Genomic DNA, 15,843 nt, shown 5'->3' with positions numbered 1-15,843 from the left:
GCGCGTGACGCGGAGTCCAAGTGAGCCGGCCGGGGACGCCGCGTTCGGGAAGGAGCCGGCGGCCCCGGACCCCTCCAGCCGGGGGGGCGGCGACATCTTTCCCCCGGCCTTCGGACAGGTGGGCCCGACGACACACGGACCGGCGCCGGCCGGAGTCCCGCGCACCGGAACCGGCGAACCTCCCCTGATCGATACCGCTTTCGTGCCGGTGCGGGTATCCGGGCAGGAGCCCGCCTCTTCCCCGGTTCCCGAGTTCGACCCGCGCGACTACGAGGCGGCGCTGCCCCGCCCGGCCCCGCTGGAGGCCGAGCAGTTCATGCCGGTGCTGCGTCCGCCGCAGTTCGCCGAACTGCTCGGCGACCTGACCGGGCAGCTGCAACTCGTCGAGGACGACGCCACGCGCGCCGCCCTGACCACGCGCGGGCGGCTCCTGCGCCTGAATCTGGAGCAGTACACAGTGAACTTCGAGGTGACGCGCCAGACCCTGACCCGCGTGCTCGCCGAGACCGGTGTGGGCGTGCGCGACGCCTGGACTCGCCAGCAGGAGCACCTGCGGTTCATGAACGCGGCGAGTGGTGGTGTAGAGCGCGACTACGTGAGCGCTGGGCGCGAGATCGAGCAGGCGCGGGAGGAACGCTTCGACACCCTGAGTCTCTACGGCGCGCGGCCTGACACCCCCAGTGCCGAGGCGCTGTACCAGCAGCTCGCCCTGGCTCAACTTGCTCAGGAGGGCCAGCCTATCCGCCCACCCGAGGAAAAGAGCGGCAGCAAGCGGGTGTTCAACGGTTTTGCGGTGTTCAGCAAGTTCTTCGTGGGCGTGATCTCGGGCGTATCCATCAACCTGCTGTTCAACCCCGAGTCGCGGCTGTACCTGACCCTCATCGCCCTGACGGCCGGCGTGATGTTCAGCGTGCTGCTGCTGTGGCTGGTCGACGAACTCTCGTACCGCGCCAAGGCCGCGCAGTTCACGGCGCGCATGGGGCGGCCCTGGCAGTACATCACCGGCATCGCGCTTGTCAGCGCCGTCTACCTGGGCGTCGAGGGCTTCCTGAACTGGGACGGCATCCTGCGCGTGACCCAGGAGATCGCCGCCAACGCCGCGCAGCAGGGCCAGCTGACCGACCTGAGCGACGCCGGCGACGCGCCGAGCGCGCCGGCCCACTGGTCGCTGCTGGCCTTCACGCTGGGGCTGGTGGCGATGGCCGTCGGTGCGGCCGTCATCCAGGGCCGTGAGCGCGCCCGCACGGTCCTCGAGCGCGAACGCCTCGCCGCGCGGGTAGCGGTCCTCAAGGCCGGGCAGGAGCACGCGCCCGCCGCCCGGGCCGCCGACCACGTCGCCTACCTGGAAGATGCCCGCGACCGCCTCGCCCCGCCGCGCGACGTGACCAGCCCCGACCACGCCCGCCTGAACGAGCGCGTGCTGGGCCACTGGGAGCAGGAGCGCGACGCCCAGGTGCAGAACCTCAGCGCCGCCATCGTGCGCGACGCCCGGCAGCTTCAGGACGCCCTGGAGGAGTTCGCCGCCCAGGTGCTCGAGGCGCGGTTCCCCAAGCCCAGGCGGGGGCTGTTCCGGTGAGCACAGGGAGGCAGTGGGAAGAACACGGCCGGCTTCCCGCCCCCTCCCTCACACCCAGCTGCCGCTGACCTCCCGCACGATCAGGGTGGTGCCCTCGGCAGCCACGATAAGCACGCTCGTGCCCGCCGGGGTGTCGGGGCCGCGCGCCCGCCAGTCGCTGTCGCCCACGCGGACGCGCCCCACACCGTTCACGATGGGCGCGGTGACGGTCACGGTGCGCCCGACCAGACGGCTGGCCCCAGTGTTCAGGGTGTCGCCGCCCTCGCCGCCCAGCCCCAGGCGGCCCACATAGCGCCGGCCCAGCACCACCGAGACCACGCAGAAGACCGCGAACAGCAGCAGTTGCACGGCCACAGGCAGTGGTAGCACGAACACCACCAGCCCCAGCCCGAAGGCCGCGAGGGCCAGCCACACGAAAAACACGCCCGGCGCGGCCACTTCCAGGATCAGCAGGAGGGCGCCCAGCACCCACCAGTGCCAGGGGGCCACGCGCTCCAGGGTCGGCAGCCAGTCCACGGCCCTACCCCTTCTTGCCGCCGAAGGCCTCGCGCGCGACCTCCGCGATGCCCTGGAGGCTGCCCAGGATGCTGGTGGCCTCGACCGGCAGGATCAGGGTCTTCTGATTGGGGGCGCTGGCGATGTCCTTCAGGGCGTCCACGTACTTCTGGGCGATGAAGTAGTTGATGGCCTGCACGTTGCCGCCCGCGATCGCCTCGCTGACCACGCGGGTTGCGGTCGCCTCGGCCTCGGCGGCGCGCTCGCGGGCCTCAGCCTCCAGGAAGGCGGCCTGACGGCGGCCCTCGGCGTTCAGGATCTTGGCCTGCTTCTCACCCTCGGCCTTGAGAATCGCGGCCTGCCGGAAGCCCTCGGCGTCGAGGATGTTGGCGCGCTTCTCACGCTCGGCCTTCATCTGGCGGGCCATGCTGGCGACGAGATCGGCAGGCGGCCGGATGTCCTTGACCTCAATGCGCGTGACCTTGACCCCCCACGGCTCGGTCGCCTCGTCGACCACCGAGAGCAGCCGGGCGTTGATCTGGTCGCGGTTGGAGAGCAGTTCGTCGAGGTCCATGCTGCCCATCACGGTGCGGATGTTCGTCATCGTGAGGTTCAGGGTGGCGATTTCGAGGTTGCGGACCTCGTAGCTCGCGCGGGCGGCGTCGAGCACCTGATAGAACACCACGCCGTCCACCGTGACGAGCGCGTTGTCCCGGGTGATGATCTCCTGCGAGGGCACGTCGAGCACCTGCTCCATCATGTTGACCCGGCGCCCGATGCGGTCGATGTACGGCACGATGATGTTCAGGCCCGGCTTGAGGGTGCGCTGGAACTTGCCGAAGCGCTCCTGGGTCCACTGGTAGCCCTGCGGCACGCTCTTGACTCCGGCGAATAACGTGACAAACACGAGCGCGAGCAGCACAACGACGAAAATGACGAATCCCATAGGCGGTGGCCTCCTGTGTGCCTGTGCATACGCGCCCCACCGCACCGGAGTTCCCAGAGGTCCAAGTCCGGACGCGCCCGGGCCGTCCTTGCCGGGGAGGCGGGCCTAATGCCTGCTCCGGCTCTAGATAGGCCGCTCCAACCATTCCGGCGATAGGGCGGGCCAGCCGTCTTCCTGGGTGGCCTGCTCGGCCCAGTTCTCCTTGCCGCTCCAGTGCGTGATCTGAAGGCGGTAGACCCGCGTGCGCGCGAGGTCGGCGTCGCTGATGGGCCGGGTCGTTTCGCCCACGGTCAGGCCCGGAAAGACCCGCTCTGAGAGGGTGGTCAGGGCGCGGCGCTGCTCCTCCGGGTCCGTGATGACGTACGCCGTGCCGAACACCACGGCGCTGCGGTACTGCACCGACAGTTCCAGCGGCGAGTTGCTGGGCAGGAACCGCCCGATCTCGGAGACCTCGGCAGTCGCCGGGTGGCCCTGTTCGGTGTTGGCCTGCAACCGCCCCACGACGTTGGTGTGGTACACGAGGTCGTGTTCCTCGGGGCGGTAGGCGTAGGCCAGCGGCGTAATAAACGGAAAGGCCGCGCCGTCCTCGCCCTGCCACAGGGTCGCTACGCGCGCGATCCGTTCCCGCAGCAGCAGCGCGGCGATCCAGTCCTCTTCGCGGCGATTCTGCGGCCGGCGGGACAGCGACGGGTCGCGGTGACGGGGGTCGTAGAAACTGCTCACGACGGTCTGGGCCTGGAAGTCGGGACCTGAACAGGGGGCATGACCCGATGCTAGAGCAGCGGCCACACTACACTCGCGGGCGATGCCTGCGCTGCTCGACCTGCAAGACGTGACCGTGATCGCCGGGGGCCGTGAACTGCTCTCGGGCGTGACCCTGACCCTGAACGGCGGCGAGGCCCTGCGGCTGTCCGGTCCCAACGGCGGCGGCAAGACCACGCTGCTGCGGCTGCTCGCGGGCGAGGTGGCCCCGGTGTCGGGCACGCGCACCTATGGCCTGGGCGGCGCGGTGACCCGTTCGGCGGTGCGGGCGCGGCGGCAGCTGCATCTGGTGGGCCCCGATGCCGAGGCCTTCTACCTCACGCGCGACTGGGCACAGACGGTCTCGGACGTGCTGCTCGCCGGATACGAGGGCGACCTGCTGCGCCACTGGGACCCCGACGAGGCCGCCCAGGCCCGGCTGACCGAGGTAGCGGCCCTATGCGGCCTGGAAGAGCTGCTGGAGCGCGACGTGCGGACCCTCTCGCACGGGCAGCGGCGGCGCACCATGCTAGGCCGCGCCCTCATGCCCCGGCCCGAACTGCTGCTCCTCGACGAGTTCACCGACGGCCTGAGCGGCGCGGCGCGTGAGGAACTGGGCGCGGCGCTGCGGGCAGCCCACGCCGCCGGTACGGCCATCGTTCTGGCGACCCACCGCCCCGAGGAAGCCCCTGGCCTGCCCTGGCGCACGGTGGAGGTGCGCGGCGGGCGCGTCTCGGCCGAGACGGCTGGGGGCCTGCCTCTGACCCCGGCGCCGTCCCCCCTGCCCCGCCCACCGGGCACGGGCACGCTGGTCGCGCTGGAACGCGCCGAGGTCTGGCGCAATGGCCACCTCGCCCTGGGGCCGCTGAGCTGGCGCTGGGAAGCCGGGCAACACTGGCTGGTGACCGGCGAGAACGGCAGCGGCAAGAGCACCCTCGCCCGCCTCATCGCCGGAGAGCTGCATCCGGCCCTGGGCGGCCACGTCACGCGCCCGTATCTCGCGCGCGACCTGCTGAGCGAGCGGCGGCGCACCGTGGGGCTGGTCGGCGCCGAGGTCGGCATCCGGCAGCGCGCGGGTGGGTCGGGCCGCACCTGGACAGGGCGCGACGTGATCGGCAGCGCGCTGGGGGGCACCGAAGGATTCGTTCCTGAACTGAGCGCCGCACAGTGGGCTGAGGTGGATACGCTCGCCGTGCGCCTGGACCTGCGGGACCTGCTGGACCAGAACGCCGAGACGCTCTCGCAGGGGCAGCTGCGCCGACTGCTGCTGGCCCGCGCGGTGGTCCACCGCCCCAAGCTGTTGTTGCTCGACGAGGGCCTGGACTTCGTGGACGCCGCGAGCCGTTCGCGGTTCCTGGAGCTGCTGCCGGAGCTCGTGCGCGGCGGCACGCACCTGCTCGTCGTGGCTCACCGGGAGACCGACGCGCTGCCCGGCCTGACCCACCACCTGCACCTGGAAGGCGGCCGGGCCGTGCGCGACGCGCCCCTGTCGCCGGGGCCGGCCCCCCGCTAGGGCGCGTGCCGGTCCTGGCCCTCGTCAGACTCGCCTCACCCTTCGGCCCTACCCTGGGGCCGATGAAGCGCCCCGCCTTGTTTGCCCTGCTCACCCTCAGCGCGCTGGCTGCCGCGACCGCAGGCGCCCAGACCTCCGCCCCCCGGCCCTCGGTGCCGGGTATGGCCTCGCCGGCCCCGGCCGCGGCCCCCACGGTGGCCACCTCGAACACCTACACGGCCGCCGGATACACCTTCGTGGTGGCGGGCGGCTGGATCTCGCTGAAGAACTCGCAGGGCAACGCCGCCCTGGCCGGGCCCGCCACGGCAGGCAAGCTCAACCCCAGCTTCACGGTGATCGTCACCGACATTCCCAAGGACGTGCGCGCCTCGCTGGGCGTGGCCCGCGACGTGCGCGCCGAGGAACTGCCTACTCTCGTCAAGAATTTCAAGATGCTGGGCGAGAAGAGCGTCAAGGTCGGGCCCAAGAACACGCAGGGCGTCCTGTGGACCTACACCGGCACCGAACAGGGCGCCCCTTTTCGCTGGACGCAGCTCCTGAGCATCAGCGGCGGCAAGCTCTACACCGTGACGCTGGCCGTCCCTGACGGCACGCTGCCGCAGGTGGCGACCGCCGGGCGCGCGATGTTCGACTCGTTCAACTTCCGCTGAGTCCCGGAAGACAAAGCGCCCAGGCCACCGTGTGGATAGCCTGGGCGCTTTGCCGTGTCTCTCGGGGTCAGAGGAAACTGACGGCGGCCGCACCCGTGGCCTGCACCTCCAGCCGCGCGGCGAGGGCGCCCAGATACGCGCCCAGCGCCTCGTGGCCGGCCAGCTGCGTATCGGCGTGCCGGGCCAGCAGGGGCAGCGTGCCCACCTGTACCGCGTATCCGGCGAGTTCCAACATGACCTCGTCGTTGTCGCTGTCCCCGAAGGCCACCGTGCGCTCCAGCGGGATATTCAGGGCCTCGGCGATCAGGGCCAGTGCGCCGGCCTTGTGCGCGCCTGTGGGCGTGACGGTCAGGAATTCGGGGTAGGGCGGCTGTCCGCCCGTCATGACGAGGTGCGGGTGGCTGGCCCGCAGCCGGGCGGCCAGGCCCGCCACGTCCGGGTGCCAGAAGCCCACCTTGGTCACGTCGGCGTGCGGGGCCTCGGCCAGGGGGCGGGCCTGCCGGGCGATCATCCACGGCTCGGGGTCGCGGCCCGGGGGCAACTGCACGTACAGGTCGTCCTCGGTGAACAGGACCACCCGCGCGCCGTCGAGTTCGTGGGCCAGCACCGCCTCCAGGTCGCCGGGGCCGAAGCGGGCCGACGACCGCAGTTCCTGGCCGAAATGCACCCGGCCGCCGTTGTTGGTGGCGACCGCGTCGAACTCGGCGCGTGAGCTGACCCCACGCGGCGGCAGGTCGCGCCCCGTCACGATGGCGGTCCTCACCCCCAGGGCGCGCAGGCGGCCGAGGGCCAGCGCCGTCTCCTCGGGCAGGTCCTGGCCGCCGTCCCGGATCAGGGTGCCGTCGAGGTCGAAGGCCAGCAGCAGCGGCAGGCCCTCCGGAAAGGCGGCCGGTTGGGGGTTGGCAGACAGGCTCATGGGGCCAGCCTAGAGCATCCGGCCGCCGTGGCAGCGGGCTGGGCCGGACACGCAGAAGCCAGTCCGGACACCTCCGCTCCGGCGCCTTTCTCTGACCGCCAGGACCACCGGAGGACGCCGGCCCGGCCCCTCTTTCCGGCTATCATGCGCGGCGTGACCGTCCCCCCGCCCCACCCCGCCTCCTCGCCCGGCTCCGCCACCGAATCCACCCGCGCCCGCATCCAGACGGAGGCCGCGCGGCTGTTCGTGGCGAGCGGCTACCACGGCGTGAGTATGCGCGAGGTCGCCGAGGCGGTCGGCGTGACCAAACCGGCCCTGTACCACCACTACGCCGACAAGGAAGCGCTGTTCCTGGCGATGCTCGACGGCGCGCTCGCCACGCTGGCGCGGCTCGTGGCCCACGCCCGCGCGCAGCAGGGCATCCGTGCCCAGCTCGAGACCCTGGTGCGCGACCTGCTGGACACCGCACCCGAGCAGCGCGTGGGCCTGCAACTCGCCTCGGAACTGCGCCACATCTCGCCCGAGCGCCGCGCCGCCTTCGAGGGCGAGTACCGCCGGGTGTGGATGGGCGGCCTGACCCGGCTGCTCGAAGAGGCGGCCGAACGCGGGGAACTGCGCACCGACCTGCCCCCCAGCGCCCTGAACCGCGCCCTGCTGGGCCTGACCTACCCGCTCGTGAGCGGCCCGCCCGGCCCGGACCCCCACGGCACGGCCCGCGCCCTTCTGAGCGTGTTCTTCGACGGCGTTACGCCGCGCTGAAGGAGCCCTTCCGGCCCGCCCCCTTCTGGCAGAGGTGGGGCGGGTTTCGTCTTTCGCCTGCTGCGGCAGAGCGGCGGATCTCCGGGCGAAACGGGGCCACCCTCCCCCCATCTGGCACATCAATCTGTCTGCCAGATGAAGGGCCTTTATCTAACCGACATAATCGGTGCACAACTTCTCCCGGAGGATAAGTGCAACACGCCCCGGCGTGGACGAGTTCGCCCCAGCTGTTTCCCATCGTTCAGAACGCGGTGTTGGCCCGGAACCTCCGGTTTCGCGCCCCACGTTCGCCCCTTTCCTATGGAGTCAAAGTGTTTGAAACCCTGTTCGGCTGGGTCACCCAGCCCGATGCGTGGCTCGCGTTCGGTACGCTGCTGCTCCTCGAAGTCGTCCTCGGCATCGACAACGTCATCTTCATCAGCATTCTGGCGGGCAAACTGCCGGCCGCGCAGCGCGCCCGCGCCCGCACCATCGGCCTGCTGGCTGCCATGCTCATGCGCCTGGGCCTGTTGGCGAGCATCGCCTGGATCGTGTCGCTGCAAAACGACCTCTTCGAGGCTTTCGGGCGGGGGTTCTCGGGGCGAGACCTCATCTTGCTGGGCGGCGGTCTGTTCCTGATCTACAAGGCCGTCAAGGAAATGCACGAACAGCTTGAAGGGCCGCACGAGACGGCCACGGGCACAGGCAAGATCGTACAGCACAACTTCGCGGCGATCATCGCGCAGATCATGGTCTTGGACATCGTCTTCAGCCTCGACAGCGTCATCACGGCCGTGGGCATGGCCGACGACATCGGCGTGATGGTGAGCGCCGTGGTCCTGACCGTTGCCATCATGCTCTTCGCTGCCGGTCCCATCGGGGAGTTCGTGCAGAAGCACCCCACCGTCAAGATGCTGGCCCTCTCGTTCCTGCTGCTCATCGGCGTGAACCTGATCGCCGACGGCCTGGGCTTCAAGATTCCCAAGGGCTACACCTACTTCGCGATGGGCTTCGCCGTCCTGGTCGAGCTGCTCAACATCCGTGTACGCGGCCACAAGCCGGTCGAACTGCATGATACGGGCCGCAATCCCGACGCCAGATAATCCCGCCTACCTGCCAGCCCGCCGAATTCCGGCGGGTTTTTTGCTGTCCGGGTTCCGCGTGCCCGGATCAGCAGACACTCCTTCCACGAACAGCGCCGCCGAGGGGCACAGGTCTCGCAGCACGCACTGGCCGCACAGGGGCCGCTTCGGCGTGCAGGTCTCGTGGCCGTGGCGCACCCCCGAGAGGTGCAGGGCGTACCGGGTCTCCCAGTCGCGCGGGATCACCTCACCGAACCACACCTCGGTGCGGTTGGTGCTCCACGCTTCCGGCACGAGGTCGAGACGGGCGGCCACCCGGGCGATGTTGGTATCCACCGGCATGGCGGGCCGCACGAGGTCGAACAGGAGGACGAGTGAGGCCGTCCGCTGCCCGACCCCTGGCAGTCCCTCCAGCACCGCGCGGGCTTCTTCTTCGCCCAGGTCGTGCAGGAAGCGCAGGCTCAGCTCGCCGCGCGACGCCTCCAGCGCCGCGAGGACACCGTACAGGTAGTCGGCCTTGATCCGGGTCAGGCCGCCGCCCGCCCGGCGCAGCGTCGCCTCTATACCGTCGGGGCCGTCGAGCAGCGCCGCCTCCCAGACCGGATAGGTCAGGGTCAGGGCCTCCCACTGCCGCGTGGCGACCGCCCGCGTGTTCTGTTGCGCCAGGATGGTCCGCAGCACGCCCGCCAGCGGGTCGGGCCAGCGGCGGGGCGCAGGCAGGGTGGGCAGGTAGCGCGCGCGCAGCCGCGAGACGATCTCGCCCAGATGGGCCGGGGGCGGGCGCTGCTGCGCCGGGGTCGGGCGGGTGCGGGAGGCGGAAGTGGGCACGCGGCAGGCTAGCGGGACGCGGCGGCGCCGACCGTGCGCCCCGGAACGGTCGGCGGCCTGCCGGCGTATGAGGAAGGAGATGCTCGATATCCAGAACGTGACCAAGACCTACGGCAGCTTCACGGCGCTGCGCGGCCTGAGCCTGAGCGCGCGGGAGGGCGAGGTCTTCGGGCTGCTCGGCCCCAACGGCGCGGGCAAGACCACCCTGCTGCGTGTCCTGGCAACCCTGCTCTCGCCCACCTCCGGCACTGTACGTGTGGCCGGACACGACGTGGCCCTCGACCCCGAGGCGGTGCGCCGCGCCGTCGGCGTGGTCAACGGCGGCATGGGCCTGCCCGCCCGCCTGACCGGCCGCGAGGTGCTGCGGTCCTTCGCCGGGCTGTACGGCATGGGCCGCCGCGACACCGAGGCCCGCATCGCCCAGCTCGACGAGACCCTGGAGCTGGGCCGCACCCTGGACACCCGTGCCGGCGAATACTCGACCGGCATGAAACAGAAGGTGGTCATCGCCCGCGCCGTCATCCACGACCCGGCCGTCCTGATTCTGGACGAGGCGGCCAGCGGCCTGGACATCTTCGCGCGGCGCAGCCTGCTGGACTTCGTGGCGGCCAGCCGCGCGCCAGGGCGGCTCACGCTGTACTCCACGCACGTCATGAGCGAGGCCGAGGAGGTCTGCGACCGTGTGGCGGTCCTGCACCGGGGTGAACTCGTCGCCCTGGACAGCGTTCCGGCAATTCTGGCGCAGACCGGCGAGCGCAACCTCGAACGGGCCTTCTTCGCGCTCGTGCGCGCCCGCGAGGAAGGGGTGGGCCATGCCGTCTGAAATCCGCCGCAGGGGAGGCCTGCGCCCCGGCATGGTGTGGCGGGTGGCCGCGCGCGACCTGCTCACGACGCTGCGCGACCGCCGCGCCCTGGTCAGCACCATCCTCATCCCGCTGCTCATCATTCCGCTGTTCACGCTTGGGCTGCCCCTCTTGCTGGGCACCCTGGTCGGCAACCAGGCGCAGGCCCGGCAGAAGGTCGGGGTGGTGGGCACCCTGCCGCCCGAGCTGCGGCAGGCCCTGACCAGCGACGAACAGGGCGCGGGCGGCGCCGTGACCCGTGCCGGGGTGACGCTCGTGCCGGTCCAGGACCCGCGTGCCGCCGTGGCCTCGGGCGAGGTCGACGCCGCGCTGCGGGTGCTCTCTCCTCTGCCCCGGCAGGCCGGAGGCGCGAGCGTGCCGCTGGAACTGTACGCCAAACTGGGCAACCTGCGCGCCCAGACCGGAGCGACAAGCAAGGTCGAGACCGTGGTGGAGGCCTACAACCGCCGGCTCACGCTGGAACGCCTGAGCGCCTCGGGGCTGGACCCAGCGGTGCTGACCCCGGTGGCGCTGGGCCAAGTGGACGCCAGCCCGGCGCAGGAGAGGAGTAGCGGTCAGCTCGCCTTCCTGATCCCGATGCTCATGCTGAACTTCATCCTGAGCGGCGCGATGGCGACTGCCCTGGACGCCACCGCCGGAGAAAAGGAGCGCGGGACCCTCGAAAGTCTGCTGGTGACGCCCGTGCGCCGGGGCGAGGTCGTGGCCGGCAAGCTGCTGGCGACCACCCTTACGGCGCTGATCACCGCCGCCTTCAGCCTGCTGGGCTTTCTGCTCGCGGGGGTCGCCTCGGCCACACTGCTCGGCGGCAGCCGGCGCGAGCTGACCCAGGCCCTTGGCGGGCAGCTGACCCTGACGCCCGGCGGAGCACTGGCCCTGGTCGCCGTGGTCCTGAGTGCCGCGCTGCTCATCAGCGCGGTCCTCATCGCCCTGAGCATCTATGCCCGCAGCTACAAGGAAGCCCAGACCTACGCCACGCCGCTGACCCTGCTCATCGTGCTGCCGGCGGTGCTTCTCCAGTTCAGCGACTTCCTGAATCTCGGGGGAGCCGTCTATGCCGTGCCGCTGTTCGGCAGCATGGTCAGCATTCTGGACACGGTGCGCGGCAGCGTCACAGCGGGCCACACCCTGGTCGCCACCCTCGCCAACCTCGTCGGGGCGGGGCTGCTGGGGCTGCTCGCGCGGCGTTCCTTCGGCCGGGAGGAAGTGATCTTCCGGAACTGAGCAGGACGGAACATAGAGAAGGCCGCCCTCACCAGCAGGGCGGCCTTCTTTATGTTCACGACTTTCGCAGGCGCGTCAGCCGCTCAGAGCCGGCGCTCGGCGTCAATTACCGGATCACCCTGGCTGTCCAGGGCCGCCGTACCGCTCTCGTGGGGACGGCTAGCCAGGGGATCGATGCTGACACTCTCCTTGCTCACGCTGTCGAGCAGGATGTCGAGAACGTCGCCGTCCCGGGCCGCCTGCACGGCCTTGTTCGTCACGATCTCGCCGACGTTCAGGATGATGCTGTCGTCGGGCGCCAGGATCACGCGGTTGACCGGACGGCCCAGCGCGTCACGGACGCGGTTCTCCTGGGCTTCCTGATCACGTTTCTGGAGGGCTTCTTCGGTGTTGTCGCGCTGTTCGCTGAGCCAGTTGCGGGCCCGGCCCAGCAGATTGGTCGCGCCCTCGGACACGCTCGCCACACCACTGGACAATGCCGCGCGGGTGTCGGCGCTTCCCGCAGCCGGGGCCGGAGTCCCCAGGGTCGCGGCGATCAGCGCCGGCTCGACATTGAGCTGCCGGGCACGCTCGGCCACCGCTGGAGTGACTATCTGACCCTGCACCGCCACGATGCTGCCACCAGTCGCGCGCACGTCGCTGCGGACCCGGCGGCCGACCGTGTCGGCGACGGTGGGCGCTTCGGTATGGGCCGGCCCCTGGGCCGAGAGGACGCTGGCCGGCTCACCCATCACGCTCACTCCCGGGGCGGCCAGGGTATGCACGGCCGCGCTCGGGCTGATCTGGGCCGCTGCTTCCAGGGCCGGCACGCTGCCGGTCGCCTCGGCGCGTTCCAGGTGGTACGCAGTAATGGTCACGCCGGCCGCGACGATCAGCTCACCGCTGTCCGCCATGACATTGTGCGCAGCTACGCGACCGACCACGCCCTCCGGCTGGCCCCCCAGGCTACCCTGCACGCGGTCGCGGGCCTGTCCGTAGGCCTCCGAGATCGCGCCGCCCGTCGCGGCAGTCGCCAGGGACGCCAGTTTGCCTTCCGCCTCGGCCTGATCGGCGTGGGCGGCGGTGATCGTCTCGCCCTTGGTCACGAGGAGAGTACCGTCATCGAGCAGCAGGTCGGCCCCGGCCGTCTTGCCCACCGCGTATTCCTTCTGGCGCTCCTTGGTGGCGGTGGCGAGGTCTTCGTACCCGGCCTGCGCGCGGTCACGGGCCTGTCCGTAGGCCTCCGAGATCACGCCGCCCGTCGCACTGGTGGTCAGCGCCGTCAGCTTGCCGGCTCCCTCAGCCAGTTCGGCCTGCTCGGCGGTGATGGTCTCGCCCTTCTGGATGAGCACCACGCCGTCGTCGAGCAGCAGGTCGGCTCCGGCGGTCTTGCCCACCACGTATTCCTTCTGGCGCTCCTTGGTGGCAGTGGCCAGGTCCTCGTAGCTGCTGCGGACTCCCTCGGCAGCTCCCTGGTACGCCCCCGAGATGCTGGCGCCTGCCGAGCTCAGCACGCCGCGAATCCCGCCGGGTTCGCTCTCCTCCATCGCGGCGGCGACACTGTCGGGCACGATGGCCGCGTCGTGCCCGATCTGCACCTGTTCGGGCGCCGGCACGAAGGTCCGGCCGCTGCTCAGGTCGGAGAACAGCCCGCCCGTCACCTCGTAGCCCTCGACCCGGCCGCTGTGCTCGTCGAAGAACACATCGGCGATGCGGCCCAGATTCCGGCCGTCGGTGGTGAGCAGCGTCATGCCGATGAGGCTGACCTTGCTGTTCAGCGCGTCCTTGAGGCGGCCGTCCTCACGGGTGGTGGTCACGTCGTCGGGGCCGCCGATCATGATGGCGTCTTCCCCGATGCTGCGCACCCGCTCGAAGGGCACCGCCTTGGCCGCACTGAACCAGCCGCCCTCGTCCACCAGCAGCGCCAGAACCTGATTGCCCTGCGGGTCGAAGACCACGTCGTGAACCTTTTCGATGCGCTCGCCAGTGGTCAGGGCGATGATGTTCCGTCCGAGAATGTCCTTGCCTTTGATCATGGGATGCCTCCGGAGAGTGGGCCGCAGCGGCCAGAAAAGTGGTAATGGGCGAATTTGGAAGAACAGAAGGGAAGCAGATTCAGAACAACAGGTGCCACAGACGCCCAGATGAAAGGAGCAAGCAGGTTCGGGCTAATGCCAACGGCAGGCGAGTCTTCAGACTGCGCCTCTCATCTTATGAAGGCAGCTCCAGCCGGGGTTTTGCCGCCTCTTGACTGAACCTTGGCCCAACCTTGAGTCGCGCCGGGCGCTAGCCTGGGGGGTGATGACTGCCCTCCTGCTGCCCGGCCTGCGCGCCGCCGGTTCCCTCCCCGCGCCCACCGAACAGCGGCTGGCTGACCTTTCCGTGACGGTGCTCGTCGGCGTGACCGGCGTGGGCAAGAGCACCGCGCTGGGCGCCCTGCACGCCGCGCTCCCCGGCCTAAAGGTGCTGCCCGACCGCCGCGAGGTCACCGACGCCGTGATGATCCTGCCCCTGGCGGGCGGCCCCGTCACCGACCGCGAGAAGCGCTTTGCCCTGACCGCCCGGTACCGTGACCGGCATCCCGGCGGGATGGCCCAAGCCCTCGGATCGCTGCTGGCCGACACCGGCGTCTGGGGACAGTCGCCCGTGTTCGACGGCCTGCGCGGCCTGGATGAGGTGTGCTACGCCGCCCTGACCTTTCCCGCGTGGCGGTTCGTGGCGCTGGGGGCGCCCGACACGGTACGGGTGCGCCGGCTTCTGGGCCGCGCCGACCATTTCGACCAGGTGAAGGCCACCAGACGCGGGACCGACCTGCGCGCCGCCCTGACCGACCTGCCGGGCGTGGAGGCCGTGTTCGGGGAGGCCGAGCTGGACGCCCTGGCCGCTCTGGAGCAGGAGGGACACGCGGCGCCCGACATCCTCGCCAAGACGAAGATCGTGGTGAGCGAGCGGCGCAACTACGACCCCGCCGCCGCCGAAGCCTTCCTGCGGACTCTGCCCCCAACGCGGGCCCTGGTGCTCGACACGGTGGCCCTGAATCCGGAGGCGGTCGCGCGGGCGGTGCAGGCCTGGGCCACACAGGAACAGGCCGGGGAGGCTGGGGCGTGAGCGCCGTCACGGTCCAGAAGATCGAGGCGATTCCCTACCGCCTGCCCCTTACCTCGGCGCTCGCCTGGGGCGCCCACTCGGCCTTGAGCGCCGCCGAACACGTCGTGGTACGCGTGACCCTCTCGGACGGCAGCGTGGGCGTGGCCGAGGCGCCCCCGCGCCCGACCATCTACGGCGAGACGCCCGCGAGCGTCGTGGCGATTCTGGCCCACCTCGCCCCCGGCCTGACGGGCCTGGACATCACCGACGAGGCCGGTCTGAACCGCGTGCGCAACAGCGTGGCAAATAACCATACGGCTCGCGGCGCGCTGGACATGGCCCTCTGGGACGCCCGCGCCCGCAGCCGGGGACAGAGCCTGTTCGGCACGCTGCTGGGGCCGAACACGCGGGTCCGCGTGAGCTTCATTCTGGGCATCGACACGCCGGCCGGGATGCTCGCCGAGGCCGCGCGGGTGGTGGGGGCAGGCGTGCGCTGCCTGAAGGTCAAGGTGGGCCGCGACCACGCCCGCGACCTGGAGGTGATCCGCGAGCTGCGGCGCACCTACGGCGGCGACGTGCTGCTTTATGCCGACAGCAACGAGACACTGAGCGCCGAGACGGCCCCCGCCGCCCTGGACGCCATGCGGGAAGCGGGGTTGATGTACGTCGAGGAACCGCTGCCCGCCCGGCAACTGCGCGGGCGCGCGGCCCTGCACGCGGCCGGCCACCTCCCCATCGTGGCCGACGACTCGTGCTTCACACCCGCCGACCTGACCCGCGAGCTGGACTTCGGGACCTTCGACGTCCTGAATGTCAAGACGGCCCGCAACGGTTTCACCGACGGCCTCGACATGCTGCGCACCGCCGCCGCGCGGGGCAAGCGCGGGATGGTGGGTTCGCAGGCGAGCACCGGCCTGGGGACCCTGCACGCCGCGCTGCTGAGCACCCAGGCCGAGGTGACCGAGCCGTGTGAACTGAGCTTTGTCCTCAAGCTCAAAGACGACCTCCTGGGACAGCCCATCACCTTCATTGACGGCTGGCTGGACGTGGCGGCGCTACGTGACCATACGCTCGACGAAGCCCAGCTCCGGCGCTACGCCCTCTAGCTGTACTTCGGGGAATATTCAGGGACCGCTGAACAACGCTGCACGGCACGCATAAAGGCGGCACCGTTCTCCTGATCGCCGGGGAAGTTCCCCGGCGATCTC

General features: G+C 70.7%; 15 protein-coding genes. 9 read left to right on the top strand and 6 right to left on the bottom strand.

Translation table 11 applies throughout. From position 1 onward, the window contains the following. Window positions 1-4 precede the first annotated feature (4 nt). Window positions 5-1,576 carry a hypothetical protein gene (locus ASF71_RS04905; RefSeq protein ID WP_235514137.1) on the top strand — a complete coding sequence of 524 codons (1,572 nt, stop codon included), beginning with the start codon at window positions 5-7 and terminating at the stop codon, window positions 1,574-1,576. Window positions 1,577-1,624: 48 nt separating this feature from the next. On the opposite strand, the gene ASF71_RS04900 is transcribed toward ASF71_RS04905, so the two are convergent. From ASF71_RS04900 to ASF71_RS04890, 3 genes are all read right to left on the bottom strand, one after another. Continuing rightward, window positions 1,625-2,092 carry an NfeD family protein gene (locus tag ASF71_RS04900; protein WP_056295918.1) on the bottom strand — a complete coding sequence of 156 codons (468 nt, stop codon included), beginning with the start codon at window positions 2,090-2,092 and terminating at the stop codon, window positions 1,625-1,627. A gap of 4 nt (window positions 2,093-2,096) precedes the next feature. Continuing rightward, window positions 2,097-3,017: an SPFH domain-containing protein gene (locus ASF71_RS04895; protein ID WP_056295915.1), complete on the bottom strand. Its 921-nt coding sequence runs from the start codon at window positions 3,015-3,017 to the stop codon at window positions 2,097-2,099. Window positions 3,018-3,140: 123 nt separating this feature from the next. Further along, window positions 3,141-3,740 carry a pyridoxamine 5'-phosphate oxidase family protein gene (locus tag ASF71_RS04890; RefSeq protein WP_056295912.1) on the bottom strand — a complete coding sequence of 200 codons (600 nt, stop codon included), beginning with the start codon at window positions 3,738-3,740 and terminating at the stop codon, window positions 3,141-3,143. A gap of 82 nt (window positions 3,741-3,822) precedes the next feature. Here ASF71_RS04890 and ASF71_RS04885 point away from each other — a divergent pair, with 82 nt between their 5' ends. Together ASF71_RS04885 and ASF71_RS04880 are read left to right on the top strand one after the other, a co-directional pair. Further along, a complete protein-coding gene (locus ASF71_RS04885; protein WP_056295910.1) occupies window positions 3,823-5,271 on the top strand; it encodes an ATP-binding cassette domain-containing protein in 1,449 nt (482 codons plus the stop codon). A gap of 62 nt (window positions 5,272-5,333) precedes the next feature. Beyond that, window positions 5,334-5,921, top strand: coding sequence for a hypothetical protein (locus ASF71_RS04880; protein WP_056295907.1), 588 nt, complete (start codon window positions 5,334-5,336; stop codon window positions 5,919-5,921). A 67-nt stretch (window positions 5,922-5,988) separates the two neighbouring features. Here ASF71_RS04880 and ASF71_RS04875 read toward each other — a convergent pair whose 3' ends face one another. Further along, window positions 5,989-6,837, bottom strand: coding sequence for an HAD hydrolase family protein (locus ASF71_RS04875; protein ID WP_056295904.1), 849 nt, complete (start codon window positions 6,835-6,837; stop codon window positions 5,989-5,991). Between the two features lie 144 nt (window positions 6,838-6,981). Here ASF71_RS04875 and ASF71_RS04870 point away from each other — a divergent pair, with 144 nt between their 5' ends. Both ASF71_RS04870 and ASF71_RS04865 read left to right on the top strand, forming a co-directional pair. Then, window positions 6,982-7,596, top strand: a complete 615-nt coding sequence (locus tag ASF71_RS04870) for a TetR/AcrR family transcriptional regulator (RefSeq protein ID WP_056295901.1) — start codon at window positions 6,982-6,984, stop codon at window positions 7,594-7,596. Between the two features lie 311 nt (window positions 7,597-7,907). Further along, entirely contained in the window at window positions 7,908-8,678 is a 771-nt protein-coding gene (locus tag ASF71_RS04865) for a TerC family protein (protein ID WP_056295898.1), read from the top strand. 6 nt (window positions 8,679-8,684) lie between these two features. On the opposite strand, the gene nth is transcribed toward ASF71_RS04865, so the two are convergent. Continuing rightward, window positions 8,685-9,485: an endonuclease III gene (gene nth / locus ASF71_RS04860; RefSeq protein ID WP_200939659.1), complete on the bottom strand. Its 801-nt coding sequence runs from the start codon at window positions 9,483-9,485 to the stop codon at window positions 8,685-8,687. 79 nt (window positions 9,486-9,564) lie between these two features. Here nth and ASF71_RS04855 point away from each other — a divergent pair, with 79 nt between their 5' ends. Beyond that, window positions 9,565-10,308, top strand: coding sequence for an ATP-binding cassette domain-containing protein (locus ASF71_RS04855; protein WP_056295895.1), 744 nt, complete (start codon window positions 9,565-9,567; stop codon window positions 10,306-10,308). Between the two features lie 31 nt (window positions 10,309-10,339). After that, on the top strand, window positions 10,340-11,569 hold the full coding sequence (locus ASF71_RS04850) for an ABC transporter permease (protein ID WP_056295891.1): 1,230 nt from the start codon (window positions 10,340-10,342) through the stop codon (window positions 11,567-11,569). Between the two features lie 83 nt (window positions 11,570-11,652). On the opposite strand, the gene ASF71_RS04845 is transcribed toward ASF71_RS04850, so the two are convergent. Then, the gene (locus tag ASF71_RS04845) at window positions 11,653-13,584 is read right to left on the bottom strand and encodes a PRC-barrel domain-containing protein (protein ID WP_056295889.1); all 1,932 of its coding nucleotides are present in this window, start codon (window positions 13,582-13,584) and stop codon (window positions 11,653-11,655) included. Window positions 13,585-13,849: 265 nt separating this feature from the next. Here ASF71_RS04845 and ASF71_RS04840 point away from each other — a divergent pair, with 265 nt between their 5' ends. Together ASF71_RS04840 and ASF71_RS04835 are read left to right on the top strand one after the other, a co-directional pair. Continuing rightward, window positions 13,850-14,656, top strand: coding sequence for a hypothetical protein (locus tag ASF71_RS04840; protein WP_056295886.1), 807 nt, complete (start codon window positions 13,850-13,852; stop codon window positions 14,654-14,656). Then, window positions 14,653-15,741 carry an enolase C-terminal domain-like protein gene (locus tag ASF71_RS04835; RefSeq protein ID WP_056295882.1) on the top strand — a complete coding sequence of 363 codons (1,089 nt, stop codon included), beginning with the start codon at window positions 14,653-14,655 and terminating at the stop codon, window positions 15,739-15,741. Before ASF71_RS04840 ends, ASF71_RS04835 begins: the two co-directional genes overlap by 4 nt. Window positions 15,742-15,843 lie beyond the last annotated feature (102 nt).

Origin of the sequence: Deinococcus sp. Leaf326, from assembly GCF_001424185.1 — a bacterium.
Taxonomy (GTDB): domain Bacteria; phylum Deinococcota; class Deinococci; order Deinococcales; family Deinococcaceae; genus Deinococcus.
Note: the sequence above shows the minus strand (reverse complement) of the source record. Positions and strands in the feature narration are given on the sequence as shown.

Bases quoted from the DNA above. Each gene is read 5' to 3' on its own strand.
- ASF71_RS04895 (WP_056295915.1), bottom strand. From the start codon at position 3,017: ATGGGATTCGTCATTTTCGTCGTTGTGCTGCTCGCGCTCGTGTTTGTC.
- ASF71_RS04885 (WP_056295910.1), top strand. From the start codon at position 3,823: ATGCCTGCGCTGCTCGACCTGCAAGACGTGACCGTGATCGCCGGGGGC.
- ASF71_RS04880 (WP_056295907.1), top strand. From the start codon at position 5,334: ATGAAGCGCCCCGCCTTGTTTGCCCTGCTCACCCTCAGCGCGCTGGCT.
- ASF71_RS04875 (WP_056295904.1), bottom strand. From the start codon at position 6,837: ATGAGCCTGTCTGCCAACCCCCAACCGGCCGCCTTTCCGGAGGGCCTG.
- ASF71_RS04870 (WP_056295901.1), top strand. From the start codon at position 6,982: ATGCGCGGCGTGACCGTCCCCCCGCCCCACCCCGCCTCCTCGCCCGGC.
- ASF71_RS04855 (WP_056295895.1), top strand. From the start codon at position 9,565: ATGCTCGATATCCAGAACGTGACCAAGACCTACGGCAGCTTCACGGCG.
- ASF71_RS04850 (WP_056295891.1), top strand. From the start codon at position 10,340: ATGGTGTGGCGGGTGGCCGCGCGCGACCTGCTCACGACGCTGCGCGAC.
- ASF71_RS04845 (WP_056295889.1), bottom strand. From the start codon at position 13,584: ATGATCAAAGGCAAGGACATTCTCGGACGGAACATCATCGCCCTGACC.
- ASF71_RS04840 (WP_056295886.1), top strand. From the start codon at position 13,850: ATGACTGCCCTCCTGCTGCCCGGCCTGCGCGCCGCCGGTTCCCTCCCC.